This window comes from Methylophilus sp. YYY-1 (genome assembly GCF_029132825.1).
GTDB classification, from domain to species: Bacteria; Pseudomonadota; Gammaproteobacteria; order Burkholderiales; family Methylophilaceae; genus Methylophilus; species Methylophilus glucosoxydans.
On the sequence record NZ_WOVG01000001.1, the window covers coordinates 422198 to 439938 of the forward strand.

The following is a 17741-nucleotide window of genomic DNA, read 5'->3' on the forward strand; positions in this document are numbered from 1 at the left end:
AAGCTGGCTTTTTTATTACTGCTTTTATATTGCTAAAGACCCGTCTTAAATACTTTTAAACGCGCTTGAACAACAAGCTGCCGTTAGTCCCACCAAAACCAAAATTGTTTTTGAGGGCATATTCAATCTGCAAGTCACGTGCCGTGTTAGCACAGTAATCCAGATCGCAATCCGGATCAGGATTCAACAGATTGATGGTCGGTGGTGAAACCTGATGGTAAATCGATAACACCGTAAAGACCGACTCCAGACCGCCTGCGCCACCGAGCAAGTGACCAGTCATCGATTTGGTCGAATTGACTACCAGCTTGTAGGCATGATCGCCAAACGTTGCCTTGATGGCATTGGTTTCGTTGGTATCGCCCAGGGGCGTCGAGGTCCCGTGCGCATTCATGAACTGGACTTGGTCCGGGTTCACCCCTGCGTTTTTGAGCGCGTTCACCATGGAGCGGCGTGGACCGTCCATATTCGGTGCGGTCATGTGATAGGCATCGGCACTCAAGCCGTAACCTGCCACCTCTGCATAAATTTTGGCACCGCGTGCTTTAGCATGCTCATACTCTTCGAGTACCATCACCCCTGCACCTTCACCGATGACAAACCCATCACGGTCTTTATCCCAGGGACGGCTGGCCGTCGCAGGATCGTCATTGCGTGTAGACAAGGCTCGCGCAGAGGCAAAGCCACCGACACTGAGCTCGGTAATGGCGGCTTCTGCCCCACCTGCCACCATGACATCGGCGTCACCATACTCAATCATACGTGCGGCTTCACCAATGCTATGGGTGCCTGTGGTACAGGCAGTCACCACCGCAATATTCGGCCCCTTGAGACCCAACATGATGGACAAATTGCCGGAGATCATGTTGATGATGGTGCCAGGAATAAAGAATGGCGAGATCTTGCGTGGGCCACCTTCGTCATAACTGTCGTTGGTGGACTCAATCAAGCCCAAACCACCAATCCCGGAACCAATGGTCACGCCAATGCGTTCTGCATTAGCGTCGGTCACTTCCAGGCCAGAATCACGGAAAGCCTCCAAGCCAGCAGCCAGACCGTACTGGATAAAAGTATCCATGCGGCGTGCATCCTTGGCTGGAATAAAGTCTTCAGCGTTGAATCCCTTAACCTCACCTGCGATTTGCGAGGCAAATGGGGTAGGATCAAATTTAGTGATACGGGTAATGCCTGATTGACCAGCGACCAGATTGTTCCAAGCGGTTTGGGTACCAATCCCTACTGGAGACACCACGCCCAAGCCAGTTACTACTACTCTGCGTTTCGTCATAATAGAAAATCAGCCCTCTTGCGAGGGCTGATTGAAGAATGAAGTCAATGAATTACTTGAGGTTTGCGTTGACGTAGTCAATCGCTTGCTGCACTGTAGTGATTTTTTCAGCTTCTTCGTCAGGGATTTCGCAATCGAACTCTTCTTCCAAAGCCATTACTAATTCTACGGTGTCCAGAGAATCTGCACCCAGATCATCTACGAAAGATGATGTGTTTTTTACGTCAGCTTCGTTTGCACCCAATTGTTCACAAACGATTTTCTTTACGCGTTGTTCGATGTCGGACATCTAAAATACCCCTTTGTTGATAAGTGTCGTGTACAGTAAACCAGTATTCTAGCAAAACTTGCCCAGAATACCAAAGAAACTAAATATTAAGCGCAGTACATGCCGCCATTGACATGGATGGTTTCACCCGTGATATAAGCGGCCGCTGGCGAAGCCAGGAAAGCCACTGTCGCCGCGATTTCATCCACAGCCCCCAAACGCCCAAGCGCAATACGTTCGAGCATTTTGGTCTTGATATCGTCAGGCAGTTCAGCGGTCATATCCGTGGCAATAAAGCCAGGCGCCACACAGTTCACGGTAATACCGCGACTGCCGACTTCTTGCGCCATAGACTTGGTAAAACCAGTCATCCCAGCCTTGGCCGCTGCGTAGTTGGTCTGCCCGGCATTGCCCATATGACCCACCACGCTGGAAATGTTGATAATACGTCCCTGACGCGCTTTCATCATTGGACGCAATACCGCCTGACTCATGCGGAATACGGACTTCAGGTTGGTCGTCAAGACCGCATCCCAGTCTTCGTCTTTCATGCGCATGAGCAAGGTATCTTTGGTGATGCCGGCATTATTCACCAGGATGCTGACATCCCCATACTGCTCGGCAATCTGCTTTAATACCGCCTCAATTTGTTCAGGCTGTGTCACATCCAGCGCCATCCCGACGCCGTTGACCCCAGCTGCTTTCAAATGGGCGGTGATTGCTTCTGCGCCACTGGCAGAGGTCGCCGTACCAATCACGGTGGCTCCCTGCTTGCCCAGGGCTTGTGCAATCGCTGCACCTATGCCGCGGCTGGCGCCCGTCACTAATGCGATTTGTTGGTCAGACATGGTCTCTCCCTTATTGCGTAATCAATGTTTGCATGGCTTCGTCATTGACGAGCGCAACACAGCTCACCTCGGCCACAATGCGCTTGGCTAAACCAGCCAGCACCTTGCCGGGGCCACATTCAGCGGCGCTCAGCACCTCTTGTGCAGCCAGCTGTTGCACGGTCTCCACCCAGCGGACCGGGCTATAGAGCTGGCGAACCAGCGCGTCTTTAATCTGCGCGGCATCCGAGTAGGCTGCGACATCGGCGTTATGCAAGACCGGCACGATCGGCGCCTGTACATTCACGCCATTGAGATATTCGCGCAGCTTTTCAGCCGCTGTCTGCATGAGGTCGCAGTGCGAAGGCACGCTGACAGGCAATGCGAGCGCACGCTTGGCCCCTTTCGCCTTGGCTAACTCCATGCCACGTTCAACCGCCGCTTTGTCACCGGCAATGACAACCTGGCCTGGTGAGTTGAAGTTAACGGGCTGCAAGACTTGACCTTGTGCCGCCTCGGTACAAACAGCACGCACGGTATCATCATCCAGCCCCAAAATCGCTGCCATGGCCCCCTGGCCTTCCGGCACGGCTTGCTGCATTACCTGGGCGCGAAATTTTACCAGTGGCAAGGCATCCGCAAACGAAATGGCATTGGCTGCAACCAGTGCAGTGTACTCACCGAGACTATGACCCGCCATCGCGGTTGGCAACTGGCCACCCAGCGCCTGATAAACACGCCAGGTAGCAATACCGGCGGTCAGCATGATGGGTTGTGTGTGTTCCGTCAGATTAATTTCTTCATTTGGCTCGGTGGCCATTTTCCAGAAATCTACCCCCAACACAGCCGAGGCTTCGTCAAAGGTTTGTTTAACGATGGCATGGGCTGCAAGTCCTTGCATCATGCCCACAGACTGTGAACCTTGACCAGGAAAGAAAAAAGCAAATTTAGACATATTGATTCAGTTATTTATTCAATTAAAACGGTCATGCAAGCACGGCATGCTTCATTGTTCAAACTTGGTACTGTTAGCACTGGTTAGTACTTTACCAGGACTGAGCCCCAGGTAAATCCACCACCAAAGGCCTCCATGAGCAAGGTATGTCCACGCTGGATGCGCCCGTCACGTACAGCCACATCCAGTGCGAGTGGAATTGAGGCTGCGGAGGTATTGCCATGGCGATCCACTGTCACGACGACTTTATCCATCGGCATTTCCAGTTTTTTGGCCGTTGCCTGCAAAATACGGATATTAGCCTGATGCGGCACCAGCCAGTCAATATCTGACTTTTGCATCTGGTTAGCCTCCAGCGTCTCATCGACGATCTGATCCAGTGTATTGACCGCCATTTTGAACACAGGATTCCCTTCCATCACCACCGTGTCAGGCCCATCAGGATTGCGCGGCACATGTAAATAGGTTTCGTAGTGACCATCGGCGTGGATGTGGGTAGAAAGAATACCGGGTTGCTCACTGGCTTGCAGGATCACCGCACCGGCACCGTCGCCCCATAAAATGCAGTTGCTGCGGTCGCTGTAATCAGTAATACGGGTGAATGTATCCGCCCCAATCACCAGGACATTGCGGGACTGGCCAGACTTGATGAACTGGTTGGCGGTGGTCAGCGCATAGACAAAGCCACTGCATACCGCCTGTACATCAAAAGCGGGACAGCCGCTGATGCCCAATTTGCGTTGCACCATGGTCGCCACACTTGGGAAAATCTTGTCAGGCGTGGTTGTTGCCACAATAATCAGGTCAATCTGTTCAGCCGCGATGCCGGCCGCGTCAATCGCCTGACGCGCCGCGTGGGTCGCCAGATCGCTGGTACGCTCATCCGTGACGCGGTGGCGTTGTTTGATGCCAGTTCGGGCGTAAATCCACTCATCGGTGGTATCCACCATTTTTTCCAGATCGGCATTGGTCAAAATATGGGGTGGCAGGTAGCTTCCAGTACCTGCAATGCGAGCGTAAATCATTCGTGCGATTATGCCTTAATTGGTTTGAAACACCTAACAAAAAGGGGTTCAGGGTTGCTCGGAGGTCGTCAGATGCTCAATCTCCAACTGCGACTGAATACGCTTGAGGACACCACTCTGCGCCTCTTCCATCGCGACATGAATCGCATGGTAAAAACCGACGCTGTCTGCGCCACCATGACTCTTGACCACAATGCCACGCAAGCCCAAAAAGCTTGCCCCATTATAAAGTCTTGGATCTACCCGCTTTTTAAAGGCCTTTAGCACCGGGAAAGCGCCCAGCGCCATCAATTTGGTCAACCAGTTACGTTTAAATTCCTGGGTGAGGAATTTACCCATCATATGCGCAAGGCCTTCGGTAGTTTTTAACGATACGTTGCCAACGAAACCGTCACAAACGACCACGTCTGTCGTGCCCTTGAAGATATCGTCGCCTTCTACATTGCCGTAAAAATTCAAATGACTGCCGCGTAACAACTCCGCCGCCTGCTTGACTACCTCATTGCCTTTGATATCTTCAGAACCGATATTGAGCAAACCCACGGTTGGATTCGGCTTATTGGTCAGGCAGCTCACCACCATCGCGCCCATAATGGCAAACTGGTACAAATGCTCAGGCGTACAGTCGGCATTCGCCCCCAGATCCAGCATAAATGTACTGCCTTTTTCAGAGGGTAAAGTCGAGGCAATGGCTGGCCGGTCAATCCCGGGCAAGGTTTTGAGGACAAAACGTGCGGTCGCCATCAACGCACCGGTGTTACCGGCACTCACGCAAGCCTGCGCTTCTCCCGTTTTCACCATATTAATAGCCACCCGCATAGAAGAATCTTTTTTGTTCTTCATCGCACTTTGTGGCGACTCATCCATCAACACCACTTCACTGGCATGGCGGATACGCAATCGCGGTCCCGGCTGGACATTCAAGACCTTAAGCTCGGATTCAATTGCCTCTTGCAGGCCGACCAGGATAATGTTTAATTCAGGATTTTCGTTCAGAATTCGAACTGCCGCGGGCACAGTCACATGCGGACCGTGATCTCCTCCCATGGCATCAATGGCAATCACTACTTCATGTGAATGCACGTGTTGACCAGTTGTCATGTGATTTTCCAAGTTTGTTAACTTTGCGCGTTTAAGCGCAGCCATCACAGCGGCTTACGTCAGATACGCAAACGCCGCGCATTTTACTGCGCGGCGCGTTTTAAAGCGGTTCGCTTTAATGTGGCGATTATTCGCCTTTTGCAGGCATCACTTTGCGGCCACGGTAAAAACCGTTAGGGCTCACGTGATGACGCAAATGCACTTCACCTGTGGTTGGCTCAATTGCCAAAGGTGGGTTAGTCAAAAAGTCGTGGGAACGGTGCATACCACGCTTGGAAGGTGTCTTTTTGTTTTGCTGAACGGCCATTTAAGTTACTCCAATATCAAACCGCCACACCTCATGTATCGAAGCTCAATGACAGTTTATAAAACAAACTCGGTTATTAATAAATTAAAAATGCTACCTAATCCAGCATTATAAAATAACTCAGGGATAACTGCAAATAAATCATGCAAATATCGCTTTTCATTGGTTTATTTGCCATGATTCGCGGCATGAACACCCAGCTTACGGGGTTATTTGTCCAGCTTCAACTGCTTGAGCACAGCAAATGGATTCGGCTTTTCACCCGCAGACTGCTGTAATTGTGTACACGCCTCTTCATGCATGACAGAGATAGGCAGCGCCATCAACAACTCATCCTCGACCAACACTTCCAGTGACGACTCATCCGTAGATTCCAGCCAATCCACCGTTTCATCTTCTAGCAATGCTTCCGGCGGCTCATCACAAAGCGCAAATTCAAAGGTCATCTCTAGCGACTCTGGCATGGGCTCAAAGCAGCGCTGGCACACCAGCGGCAAAGTCGTCTGCAAACTTAGCGCCAGCATAGGCAGCGACACCTCACCAAAATAGCGGGATGGCAAGCCTTGCAACCGATAATGCACCTGCATGCCGTCGAGCGCGGCCGCATCCGTCACTCCTAGCGCTTGCAACGCCTCATGTAACCTGGGCATAGCGCTCAGCGCTAACACCCCCTCAACGGTTTTTTGCTGCTTTGCCAGCTCCTGAAAATGCGCCATGATCTTTACCAAACAATTCAATCAACTATTAAGTCGGCACTATAACAAACTCAATGATCATTGACGACTAAAACACGGACAAGGCCAGCACTAAAATGACAGGCCTCTGTTTAAGCGCAAGGTTTGTTGTTATAATGACACCGCATCACGCGGCGCTCTGTTCAAGGGCGCACCCATGGTGCCGGTTTGCCTGATCGGCCATTTGTTGCTGTAGCAAAGACGACTCCAAACCACAACCAAATCAACTTGAACCGTTTTATATTCAGTCTCCTGGAGATTGAAAAACTCGGTTGAGTTACTAAAAGACTCTAGTCCTTTTTTCTTGCTTTAAGGGTAATGTGTGTTTAAGAAAATTTTAGTCGCGAATCGCGGTGAAATTGCGGTGCGCATCGTACGTGCCTGCTCTGAAATGGGCATTAAATCGGTAGCTATTTACTCCGATGCTGACCGCCATGCGTTGCATGTTAAAAAGGCAGACGAAGCCTATAACATTGGCTCAGACCCTGTCGCAGGCTACCTGAACGCACACAATATAGTCAACATTGCTGTGGCTGCAGGCTGTGACGCCTTGCATCCTGGTTATGGCTTCCTGTCAGAGAATCCAGAACTTGCTGAAGTCTGCGCACGTCGCGGCATCAAGTTCATTGGTCCTGATGCCGACGTCATCCGTCAAATGGGTGACAAGATCCAGGCACGTAATGCCATGATTAACGCAGGCATTCCTTGCGTGCCAGGCAGTGAAGGCAATCTGGAATCGGTAGAGGCCGCGGTGACTTTGGCCAATAAAATTGGCTATCCCGTGATGCTCAAGGCGACGAATGGTGGCGGTGGCCGCGGAATTCGTCGTTGCGACAACGAGAAAGAGCTACTCAGTAACTATGACCGTGTCATTTCAGAAGCCAGCAAAGCCTTTGGCAAGCCAGAAGTCTTTCTCGAAAAGTGCGTGGTGCATCCGCGCCATATCGAAGTGCAAGTGCTGGCCGACTCACATGGCAATGTCATTCATTTGTTTGAACGCGATTGTTCCATCCAGCGTCGTAACCAGAAACTGATCGAGATCGCCCCCTCTCCACAACTGACTCAAGCCCAACGTGAATATATCGGTGGTCTGGGTGTGAAAGCGGCTAAGGCCGTCGGCTATGAGAACGCAGGCACGGTTGAGTTCTTGCTGGATTCAGACAATAACTTTTACTTCATGGAAATGAACACGCGCTTACAGGTAGAGCATACTGTGACCGAGACCATTACTGGCGTGGACATTGTTCAACAGCAGATTCGTGTTGCGGCCGGCTTACCGCTGCAATACAAGCAAAGTGAAATTGCTTTCCGTGGCTTTGCCATGGAGTACCGGATTAACGCAGAAGACCCGAAAAAGGACTTTTTGCCCAGCTTTGGTAAAATCACCCGCTACTATGCGCCCGGCGGTCCGGGTGTACGTATGGATGCGGCGATTTACAGCGGATACGTCATTCCGCCTTATTACGACTCCATGTGTGCCAAACTGACGGTTTGGGCTCTGGATTGGGAAAGCGTGATTGAGCGCGGTCGCCGTGCCTTGAATGACATGATTGTCTATGGCGTCAAAACGACCATTCCATACTACCAGCAGATCATGCAGCATCCGGACTTCCGCGCCGCTGATTTCAACACCAGTTTTGTGGAGCAACACCCCGAGCTGACTGAGTACGACGTAGGATTACCCAAAGAGTTGATGGCAGCCGCCATTGCGGCTGCGATTGCCGCCCACGAAGGTATTTGATTAACCCGCATTGCAAGATATTTATTTAGATCGACAAGACTATGAGCAAAATACATGTCACCGAACTCGTTTTAAGAGATGGTCACCAATCCCTGATTGCAACGCGCATGCGCACCGAAGACATGCTGCCGATCTGCAGCAAGCTGGATGAGATTGGGTTCTGGTCTCTCGAAGCCTGGGGCGGTGCAACCTTTGACGCTTGCGTCCGCTTTTTGAAGGAAGATCCATGGGAACGCCTGCGCAGCTTGCGTAAAGCCTTGCCCAATACGCCTATCAATATGTTGTTGCGTGGCCAGAACTTGCTGGGCTACCGTCATTACTCTGATGACGTCGTGCATGCCTTTGTCAAACAGGCAGCCGATGCCGGTGTCGATGTGTTCCGTATTTTTGATGCAATGAACGACATCCGCAACCTGAAAACCGCGATTGAAGCCGTTAAATCGGTCAAGAAACATGCCATCGGCACCCTGTCCTTTACGACCAGCCCGGTGCATGATGTGGCCTACTTTGTGAGCATGGCCAAAGAGCTTGAGGCGCTGGGCTGTGACAGCATTGGCGTCAAGGACATGGCTGGCCTGCTGACACCGACCATGGCCGCCGAACTGGTCAAGGGTCTGAAGGCTGCGGTCAGCGTGCCCGTACACATGCACAGCCACGCCACCTCCGGTCTGGCCAGTATGGTCTTGCTCAAGAGCGTGGAAAGCGGCGTGGATATTATTGATACCTGCAACTCTTCATTCTCCGAAGGTGCCAGCCATCCGACCACAGAAAGCCTGGTGGCCGCATTGAAAGGCACGGAATACGACACAGGCCTCGATTTAGGCAAATTGCAGGAAATCACCGCCTACTTTAAAGAAGTGCGCAAGAAATACTGGCAATTTGAAAGCGAGTTTACCGGCGTGGATACACGCGTCTTGGTCAACCAGGTACCAGGAGGCATGATTTCCAACCTGTCCAACCAGCTGAAGGAACAAGGTGCGCTTAACCGTATGGACGAGGTGCTGGCCGAGATTCCACGTGTGCGTCAAGATCTTGGTTATCCTCCGTTGGTGACGCCCACCTCGCAAATCGTCGGGACACAAGCTGTACTGAACGTATTGACCGGTGGCCGCTACAAGTCCATTACCAACGAAGTCAAAAATTACTTGTTAGGCCAATATGGCAAAGCCCCTGCGGCAGTGAATGCTGAGGTGCGTAAACAAGCGGTCGGCGATGCTGAAGTCATTACCTGCCGTCCAGCAGACTTGCTGCAACCAGAAATGGTCAAGCTGCAGTCCGAGGCCGAGCGCTTTGCCAATAACGAGCAAGATGTATTGACCTATGCCATGTTCCCGGACATCGGTAAAACTTTCTTGCAAGAACGCAATGCAGGCTCATTGAATCCAGAGCCATTGTTGAGCAAAGACGCGGTCACCCAGCAAACAGCGGCCGCCCGTTATGCGCCGAATGAGTTCAACATTACCCTGCACGGTGAAACCTACCATATCAAGCTGACCGGCAGCGGTCACGCGGGTGAAGAACGCAGACCTTACTATGTCAAGGTAGACGGCATTTCTGAAGAAGTGTTTGTTGAGACCTTGAGCGAAATGGAAGTCAGCGGTGGCGGCAGTAACGGCAGCAAGAAAAAAGCCGCTGCAGTCGCCGCGAGTGGGCGTCCACGCCCTCACCATCCAGGCTGCGTCACCACGGCAATGCCAGGCACGATAGTGACGGTAAAAGTGAATGTGGGTGACAAAGTCAATGCCGGTGATGGCGTGTTGGTGATCGAAGCCATGAAAATGGAAAACGAGATCCAGGCCAGCAAATCGGGCACCGTGGTTGCCATTCATGTGACCAAGGGCGACAGTGTCACGCCAGATGAAACACTGATTGAAATTCAACCTGAATAATTACAATCAACAAAAATCCCTGAAGCAATTCAGGGATTTTTGCTTTTGAGCTGCCTGATCCATGAAACAATCACTGATTCTTGCCTCCTCTTCACGTTACCGTCGTGAATTATTGCAAAAGCTGCATTTACCGTTTACCTGCCTGTCACCAGAGATTGATGAAACCCCGTTGCCAAATGAAAGCCCCGAACAGACTGCTTTGCGCTTGGCAGAGGCCAAGGCCCGCAAAGTGGCAGAAACCCAGCCTGATGCGCTGATTATTGGCTGCGACCAGGTCGCGACCGTGGATGGTATGCAGATAGGTAAACCTGGTAATCATGCCAATGCTGTCACGCAACTCACCATGCTCAGCGGCAAAGAGGTGGTTTTTCATAGTGCCTTGTGCCTGTATGACAGCCAACGGCAGCACATGCAAGCCACCATCGTGCCCTATTTCGTTAAATTCAAATCCTTAAGTGCCAGCCAGATCGAGACCTACCTGCACCTTGAACAACCTTATGATTGTGCAGGCAGTGCCAAATCTGAAGGCATGGGCATCGCGCTGCTGGACTATATGCGGGGCGATGATCCGAATGCGCTGATAGGACTGCCCTTGATTGCCTTGGTCGAGATGCTGCGACAAGCGGGTGTAGACGTATTATCGGTTTCAACTTGATAGCATAAAACAAAGTCATGTGTTAACTTTTGAACGGCCACTGCGTTTAGGCAGTCTCATGCTTAAAACGCAAATAACCCATAACGAAAGGATACACATGCGACTCAGCACCCTGCTATTTTTCTCCATGGGGACGGCTGCATTGACGTACGCAGCAGCTGCACAAGCGGAAACCACCCTCACCAGCCCGCAATCTGACCAGACCAGTGTGGCGGTGACGATTTACAATGAAGACCTTGCGCTGGTCAAAGACAGTCGCAAGTTAAAGTTAAGCAACGGCCTGTCTGCCGTTTCTTTCCGTGATGTCAGTGCGCAGATCAAGCCTGAAACTGCCTTATTGCGTAGCTTGCTCCCTAACACCAGCTTGCAGGTGCTGGAGCAGAACTTCGACTTTGACTTGCTCACCCCGCACAAACTGCTGGAAAAATATGTCGGCCAACAAGTCACCGTGATTCGTACCAACCCGACCACAGGTGCCGAAACTGAAGAAACAGCCACCGTACTCTCTGCCCAGGATGGCCCGGTGCTCAAAATAGGTAACCGTATCGAAACCGTGATCCCGGGCCGTATCGCCTATCCTAACGTCCCCGGCATGCTCAAAGACCGTCCAACCCTGACGACGCAGTTGCAATATAAAGGCGGTGAACAGTCCACTCTGGAGCTCAGTTACCTCACAGGTGGCTTGCAGTGGAAAACCGACTATGTCGCTGAGCTCAGCAGCAAAGAGGATGCGATAGATCTGTCTGGCTGGGTCACGCTCACCAATACCAGCGGCACCAGCTATCCCAACGCAAAAGTGCAACTGGTGGCAGGGGATGTCAACCGTGTGCGTGAAGTGATCCACCCCAAAACCATGATGATGCGCGCGGATGCCATGGTCGCCGAAGCCGCCATGCCCACCGAGCAAGCATTACTCGAATATCATTTATACACCCTGCCACGCCCCACGACCATTGCAGAAAACCAAACCAAACAAGTGGCCTTGCTTTCTGCGCAACATATCCCGGCGCATAAAGAACTGGTACTGAATGGCTCGGAGTATTATTTCCAGGGTCAGTATCCTGATATCGACAAAAAACTCAAAGTACAGGTCTTTGTAGAATTTGATAACAAAGAAAGTAGCCAGTTGGGCATTCCTCTGCCTAAAGGCACCATGCGCGTTTACAAAAAAGATCACGACGGCACGGCACAGTTTGTGGGCGAAGACCAGATCGACCATACACCAAAGAACGACACGGTGCGCCTCAAACTTGGCAATGCCTTTGATGTGACGGCTGACCGTGTGCAAACCGATTTTAAAAACCTGAGCAAGCAAAACCAGCCACCCGTGTATGAAAGCGCTTATACCATCACTTTGCACAACGCGAAAAAAGAAGCGGTCACCGTCACCGTGCAAGAGCCGATTGCTGGTAGCTGGAAAATACTAAGCGAATCACAGCCACACCAGAAAACCAGTGCCCACCAGGCCAGCTGGAAAATCAATGTGCCTGCCGATGGCGATGCCACGCTGAAATATCGTGTGCAGGTGAAATATTAGCCTGCCACACTCCCGCTCAACATGCTTCAAGGGCGTCAACAAAAGCATTCTTGCAAAAGAATGCTTTTTTGCTGTCTGGCCGTGGGATAATCACGCTGTTTAACTCATTAAGATTGCCATGACTGCTGGAACCCTCTACTTTATTCCCGTCCCCCTCACGGAAGACACCACGCCCCAACAAGTCGTATCGCCTGAAGTCATACAACGTATGCACAGCTTGCGTCACTTTATCGTCGAGAACGAAAAAACGGCCCGTCACTTCCTAGGCGCCAGCGGGCACCCAGTGCCTATGCGTGAAATCACGCTCACGGTGCTGACTAAAGATACACCGAATAAAGACCTGCAAAAGTTACTGCAACCTGTGCAACAGGGCATGGATGTTGGCTTGATGAGTGAAGCCGGTTGTCCGGGTATCGCCGATCCAGGGGCCGCGCTCGCCGCCGTCGCTCATCACAAAGGCATACGCGTCTCCCCGCTCATCGGCCCCAGCAGCTTGCTGCTGGCACTGATGGCCAGCGGCTTGAACGGCCAGAGATTTACGTTTTTAGGCTATCTTCCCAGCGATAAAAATGAACGTATCAGAACCATCAAAGGCATTGAGTTTGACTCAAAAAAACAGCAAGCTACCCAGCTGTTTATTGAAACACCCTACCGCAATCAGCATGTATTAGAAGACCTGATTGCTAACCTGCAAGCACAAACAAAATTATGTGTGGCCTGCAATGTGTCAGGCAAAGAAGAATTGATTGTGACAAAAACAGTGGCTGACTGGAAGAAAGCACCCCTGCCAGATTTGCATAAAAAACCGACCGTTTTTTTGCTGCTAGCCTAAGGGATCAAAAACGTACCACCCGCACACCAGAGGCAGCCTCGATATTAGAGGCTGCCTGCTGCGCCTGATCATAATCACGTTGCGCTTGCAACACCTCATCCATATGCGTCTCAGACCAGTCCCGCAATGCGGCTAGCAGGCCCACCAGCGTGTTCCCCAGCGGTGTTATCTTGTACTCCACTCTTGGCGGCACCTCAGGATACACCGTACGCGCAATCAGCCCGTCCCGCTCCAACCCGCGCAATGTTTGCGTCAGCATCTTTTGTGAAATTCCACCAATCTCGCGCTGCAAGGTGCTAAACCGCTTGGTTTCATTCTCCAGCAACCCCAATACCAGTACCGTCCACTTATCTGCTATCCGGTTCAACATCAAACGTGTCGGGCACGCTGCCTGATACGCATTCCAGCTACTGACAATCTGCAACGGTTGTTCTATCTCTTCCAGCATGGCTTTCCCTCGGTATCTAAGACGTTCAAGTGAGTAACAAGTGCATAAGTTACTTTAAGGTGCCTACTTACTAAAAGTAACCATTGAAATTATGATGCGCAACACCTACAACACGCAAGCATTTTCAACTCACTTAAGGAAGCCATATGCATCTATTCAAATCGCTGCTTACCACCTTGCTATTCACCACCCTGTTAACCAAAGGAACCCTCACCATGGCACAAGACCAAACGCAACAAAACAAACAACTGCTGGCAGACTTTGCCACTGCCGTCTTTGTGAAAAAAGACCTGAGCCAACTGCCCAACTTCATGCAGCCAGGCTATATTCAACACAACCCGCTCGTGCCACAAAGCCTGACTGGCTTCGAGCAATTCTTTAGTGCCTGGTTTAAAGCTGTACCAGACTGGCACTATCAACTGGAAAAGCTGGTCGCCGAAGGGGATACCGTTTGGGCGTATGGCGTGTATTCAGGGACACAAAAAGGCGACTGGTTAGGCATCCCGGCTACAGGCAAGCACTACAGTATTTACGCCGTGGATATTTTCAGGATCGAGAACGGTAAACTGGCCGAGCACTGGGATGTGCTGGATGCTTATGGCTTGTTCAAACAACTAGGCGTTATTCAGTAACTTTCACCGATTAAAAAGGCCTATCCAAGATAGGCCTTTTTTGCGCCTACAGCAATATCCGCTACCGCACTGCTTAAAGCGATTTAAACTATATGATCCAACCGCGGTATTAATCAATCAGTACATCGCTGTTGAAAAAACGCATGCAACACAATCATTACCGGGAAACGGAACGAATATGCCGCCCAAGTGGGCTATTTTTACGGCGGTTTTCATAGCGGATAAAGCAATGGTGATTGTAGAGGCCGTTTAAAAAAGCAGTCTTGGACAAGAATTGTTTTTAAGTACTATCGTGGGATAATCCGGCTTTGCAATCTCCTCTATCTCTTTGGCTGCCATCCTTGATACTTCATTTTATGCGTAAATCTCTGATTGTTAACCTGCTGATCAATTAGTGAGTGCCGGACATGTCAGACCAAGAGCACAGACGCATCGCACATATTGATATGGATGCTTTTTTTGCATCTTGCGAATTGTCACGCTACCCGGAGTTGAAAGGCTTGCCCATGGTGGTGGCCGGTGGCTCCTCACATGTGCCGAGGATCAGAGAAGATGGTACACGCGAATTCTCGCGCTTGCGTGATTACGCAGGGCGCGGCGTGTTGACCACAGCCACCTACGAAGCGCGGGCGCTAGGCTTGAACTCGGCCATGCCCACCATGCAGGCAGCCAAACTCGCGCCAGATGCGGTCTTGCTACCGGTCAACTTCGAACTCTATCGCCATTACTCGCAGTTGTTCAAAGCAGCGATTCGTAGCATCAGCCCGCAGGTGGAGAATATTGGAATCGATGAAGTCTACGCCGATGTTTCGGCGCTGCCAGGAGACGCCACCGAGATTGCACAACAGCTGAAATCGGCCGTATTCGCTGCCACCGGCCTGACCTGTTCAGTCGGGATCGCCCCCAATAAACTATTGGCAAAGTTATGCTCTGAAATGCAAAAGCCAGATGGCATCACGGTCATCACGATGTCAGATGTCCCCAGCCGCATCTGGCCGATGGCGGCAAAAAAGATCAATGGCATTGGTCCCAAAGCCAGTGCAAAACTCGAATCGTTGCAGATTAAGACCATAGGCCAAATCGCCGCTATGAGCGAAGCCTGGCTTGTTCAACATTTTGGCAATCGCTATGGCAAGTGGTTATACCGTGTTTCCCGCGGTCAGGACGACAGACCGGTCGTGACAGAAAGCGTCCCGGTCTCCATGAGCAGGGAGACCACTTTCGAACGCAACTTGCATCCGGTACGTGACAAACAGGCCTTGAGCGCGGCGTTTACCCAACTATGTGAGCGTGTGGCCAGCGATCTGCAAAAGAAAGGCTATACCTGCCGCAAGGTCGGGATCAAGCTGCGTTTTGAGGACTTTAAAACGGTCACGCGTGACCTCACCTTGTCCACGGCGATCAGCGATGCGAAATCGCTACGGCTTTTTGCTGGAAAATGCCTGAAAAGGATAGATTTAGATAAGAAAATACGATTGTTAGGCGTTAAAGTCAGCGGTCTGCTGCGTGCTGATCGTATAGACCAAACAGATTCAGCGCAATTTACCCTAGACTTTGACGAGTAAGACGCACACGCGTTTAAAACCGGGGCTAGACGGCTACTGCCCCCGCATAAACATCTTGTCCAAATCGGCCAAACTCACCTGAAACCAGGTGGGTCTGCCATGATTGCACTGCCCGCTTCTTTCAGTCGCTTCCATATCACGCAACAAGGCGTTCATTTCAGTAATGGTCAGTTGCCGGTTAGCACGAACGGCAGCGTGGCAGGCCATGGTACCCAGTACTTCGTTTTGGCGTTCTAGCAGCACGCGGCTGGCGCCATATTCGTGTAAGTCGCGTAATACAGCACGGGCCAGCGCGACGGCATCGGCATCTTGCAGCATGGTGGGGATGGCACGAATGGCAATCGTGGTGGGTGACAAGGTAGCCAACTCAAAGCCCAGTTGCTGTAATGTGTCGCTGCCTTGCAAGGATTGCAGCGTGGCAACTTCAACTTTTTCGGCATAAAAACTGATGGGAATCAGCAACGGCTGAGTTGCGATGGCCTGCTCGCTCAGGGCATTTTTCAGGCGCTCGTACATGATGCGCTCATGCGCGGCGTGCATATCGACCACCACCATGCCTTGGGCGTTTTGGGCAAGGATATAAATCCCATGCAACTGCCCCAGCGCAAACCCCAACGGGTATTGTTGCGGCAGATCTGGCGTGGGTTGTATCGGCTGATCCAAGGCTACCACCGAGGCAAACACCTCTAAAGAATTACTTTCAAGGATGGTCGCTTGATCCATCGCGGCCGGTTTTAAGTCGCCGTAAAGTTGACCATAAAACTGCTGCGCCATGTCACCCCCGTTGCTGATATTGGGTGGGTAGCTGCCGCCAAAGGCCGTGCGACTCTGCAGTGGCATTTCCACTTGTTCGCGTGGCATGCTAAACACAGAGGCATCCGTACCTGGGCGGAAGGGATTAAACGGCGCTTGCACGGGCTGGCTGGCTTGTATCTCGGCAGATGTTTTGCCCAGGGCCTTGTGCAGGCTATGAAAAATAAAACGATGTACCGCTTGCGATTCACGGAAGCGGACTTCGGTTTTGGCGGGATGCACGTTGACATCGACCAGGGAGGGATCCAGCTCAAGAAACAGCACAAAGGCCGGATGTTTATCGCCGTGCAACACATCCTGATAGGCTTGCTTGATGGCGTGCGCAATCAGCTTGTCGCGCACAAACCGGCCATTCACAAACACATATTGGCTATCGCGGCTGTGGCGCTGGTAAGTGGGCGAAGCGGTCATCCCCCATAGGCGCAAGCCACCGCTATTCTCTTCTAGCCATAGGCTTTGTGCAGCAAATTCGCTCCCTAACACATCTGTGATGCGTTGTTGCGGGGTATTGGCCGCCAATCGGCTAATGGCTTTGCCATTGTGTTGCAACAAAAACCCGATATTCGGACGCGACAGGGCGACGCGGGTAAAGGCATCTTCACAATGGCCAAACTCGGTATTTTCGGTTTTGAGAAACTTGCGCCGCGCCGGGGTATTAAAGTACAAATCATGCACCTCAACAATGGTGCCTGCATCCAGTGCGGCCGGGCTCAGCTGTGGCGCTTGCGTGCCTTCTGCGGCGATTTGCCAGGCATGACTGGCGCTTTGCTGACGGCTGGTGAGCACAGTACGCGAGATAGAGGCAATACTGGCCAATGCCTCGCCCCTGAAGCCCAGGCTGCCAACTTGTTCGAGATCTTCAAGGCTCTCAATCTTGCTGGTGGCATGCCGTGTCAGCGCCAGGGCCAATTCATCCTTGGCAATTCCGTGACCATTGTCGGTGACTTTCAACAGCTTGATACCGCCTTGTTGCAAGGCTACCTGAATCTGCGTGCTGCCTGCATCCACACTGTTTTCGAGCAGCTCTTTCAGGGCGGAGGCTGGGCGTTCAACCACCTCACCGGCGGCAATTTGAGAAATCAGTTGATCGGGGAGAAGTTTAATTTGCATCTTGGCATTTTAAA

At 51.6% G+C, this 17741-nt stretch carries 17 protein-coding genes; 7 read left to right on the top strand and 10 right to left on the bottom strand.

The window, feature by feature from the left end:
* Nucleotides 1-55: 55 nt before the first annotated feature.
* The 8 genes from fabF to GOC95_RS01900 form a co-directional block, all read right to left on the bottom strand.
* Complete coding sequence (fabF, locus tag GOC95_RS01865) at nt 56-1288, bottom strand: beta-ketoacyl-ACP synthase II (RefSeq protein ID WP_194747679.1); 1233 nt, start codon at nt 1286-1288, stop codon at nt 56-58.
* A 52-nt stretch (nt 1289-1340) separates the two neighbouring features.
* Nucleotides 1341-1577 carry an acyl carrier protein gene (gene acpP / locus GOC95_RS01870; RefSeq protein ID WP_018985321.1) on the bottom strand — a complete coding sequence of 79 codons (237 nt, stop codon included), beginning with the start codon at nt 1575-1577 and terminating at the stop codon, nt 1341-1343.
* Nucleotides 1578-1663: 86 nt separating this feature from the next.
* Entirely contained in the window at nt 1664-2404 is a 741-nt protein-coding gene (gene fabG / locus GOC95_RS01875; protein WP_275355353.1) for a 3-oxoacyl-ACP reductase FabG, read from the bottom strand.
* 10 nt (nt 2405-2414) lie between these two features.
* Entirely contained in the window at nt 2415-3338 is a 924-nt protein-coding gene (fabD, locus tag GOC95_RS01880; protein ID WP_275355354.1) for an ACP S-malonyltransferase, read from the bottom strand.
* A gap of 83 nt (nt 3339-3421) precedes the next feature.
* On the bottom strand, nt 3422-4363 hold the full coding sequence (locus tag GOC95_RS01885; RefSeq protein WP_275355356.1) for a beta-ketoacyl-ACP synthase III: 942 nt from the start codon (nt 4361-4363) through the stop codon (nt 3422-3424).
* Between the two features lie 48 nt (nt 4364-4411).
* Nucleotides 4412-5464, bottom strand: coding sequence for a phosphate acyltransferase PlsX (gene plsX / locus GOC95_RS01890; RefSeq protein WP_194747684.1), 1053 nt, complete (start codon nt 5462-5464; stop codon nt 4412-4414).
* A gap of 127 nt (nt 5465-5591) precedes the next feature.
* Entirely contained in the window at nt 5592-5771 is a 180-nt protein-coding gene (gene rpmF, locus GOC95_RS01895; protein WP_018985326.1) for a 50S ribosomal protein L32, read from the bottom strand.
* A 209-nt stretch (nt 5772-5980) separates the two neighbouring features.
* Nucleotides 5981-6487, bottom strand: a complete 507-nt coding sequence (locus GOC95_RS01900; RefSeq protein ID WP_194747685.1) for a YceD family protein — start codon at nt 6485-6487, stop codon at nt 5981-5983.
* Between the two features lie 340 nt (nt 6488-6827).
* Between GOC95_RS01900 and GOC95_RS01905 the strand changes: the two genes are divergently transcribed.
* From GOC95_RS01905 to GOC95_RS01925, 5 genes are all read left to right on the top strand, one after another.
* Complete coding sequence (locus tag GOC95_RS01905; RefSeq protein WP_275355359.1) at nt 6828-8246, top strand: acetyl-CoA carboxylase biotin carboxylase subunit; 1419 nt, start codon at nt 6828-6830, stop codon at nt 8244-8246.
* Nucleotides 8247-8287: 41 nt separating this feature from the next.
* Entirely contained in the window at nt 8288-10135 is a 1848-nt protein-coding gene (gene oadA, locus GOC95_RS01910; protein ID WP_275355360.1) for a sodium-extruding oxaloacetate decarboxylase subunit alpha, read from the top strand.
* Between the two features lie 61 nt (nt 10136-10196).
* Nucleotides 10197-10790, top strand: a complete 594-nt coding sequence (locus GOC95_RS01915; RefSeq protein ID WP_275355362.1) for a Maf family nucleotide pyrophosphatase — start codon at nt 10197-10199, stop codon at nt 10788-10790.
* A 97-nt stretch (nt 10791-10887) separates the two neighbouring features.
* Complete coding sequence (locus GOC95_RS01920) at nt 10888-12327, top strand: DUF4139 domain-containing protein (RefSeq protein ID WP_275355363.1); 1440 nt, start codon at nt 10888-10890, stop codon at nt 12325-12327.
* Between the two features lie 118 nt (nt 12328-12445).
* Nucleotides 12446-13159, top strand: coding sequence for an SAM-dependent methyltransferase (locus GOC95_RS01925; RefSeq protein ID WP_275355365.1), 714 nt, complete (start codon nt 12446-12448; stop codon nt 13157-13159).
* A 4-nt stretch (nt 13160-13163) separates the two neighbouring features.
* On the opposite strand, the gene GOC95_RS01930 is transcribed toward GOC95_RS01925, so the two are convergent.
* Nucleotides 13164-13607, bottom strand: a complete 444-nt coding sequence (locus GOC95_RS01930) for a helix-turn-helix domain-containing protein (protein WP_275355366.1) — start codon at nt 13605-13607, stop codon at nt 13164-13166.
* 146 nt (nt 13608-13753) lie between these two features.
* Between GOC95_RS01930 and GOC95_RS01935 the strand changes: the two genes are divergently transcribed.
* Nucleotides 13754-14239 carry an ester cyclase gene (locus GOC95_RS01935; protein WP_275355368.1) on the top strand — a complete coding sequence of 162 codons (486 nt, stop codon included), beginning with the start codon at nt 13754-13756 and terminating at the stop codon, nt 14237-14239.
* A 407-nt stretch (nt 14240-14646) separates the two neighbouring features.
* Nucleotides 14647-15804 carry a DNA polymerase IV gene (gene dinB, locus GOC95_RS01940; RefSeq protein ID WP_275355370.1) on the top strand — a complete coding sequence of 386 codons (1158 nt, stop codon included), beginning with the start codon at nt 14647-14649 and terminating at the stop codon, nt 15802-15804.
* Nucleotides 15805-15837: 33 nt separating this feature from the next.
* Here dinB and mutL read toward each other — a convergent pair whose 3' ends face one another.
* Complete coding sequence (gene mutL, locus GOC95_RS01945) at nt 15838-17727, bottom strand: DNA mismatch repair endonuclease MutL (protein ID WP_275355372.1); 1890 nt, start codon at nt 17725-17727, stop codon at nt 15838-15840.
* Nucleotides 17728-17741: the final 14 nt, after the last annotated feature.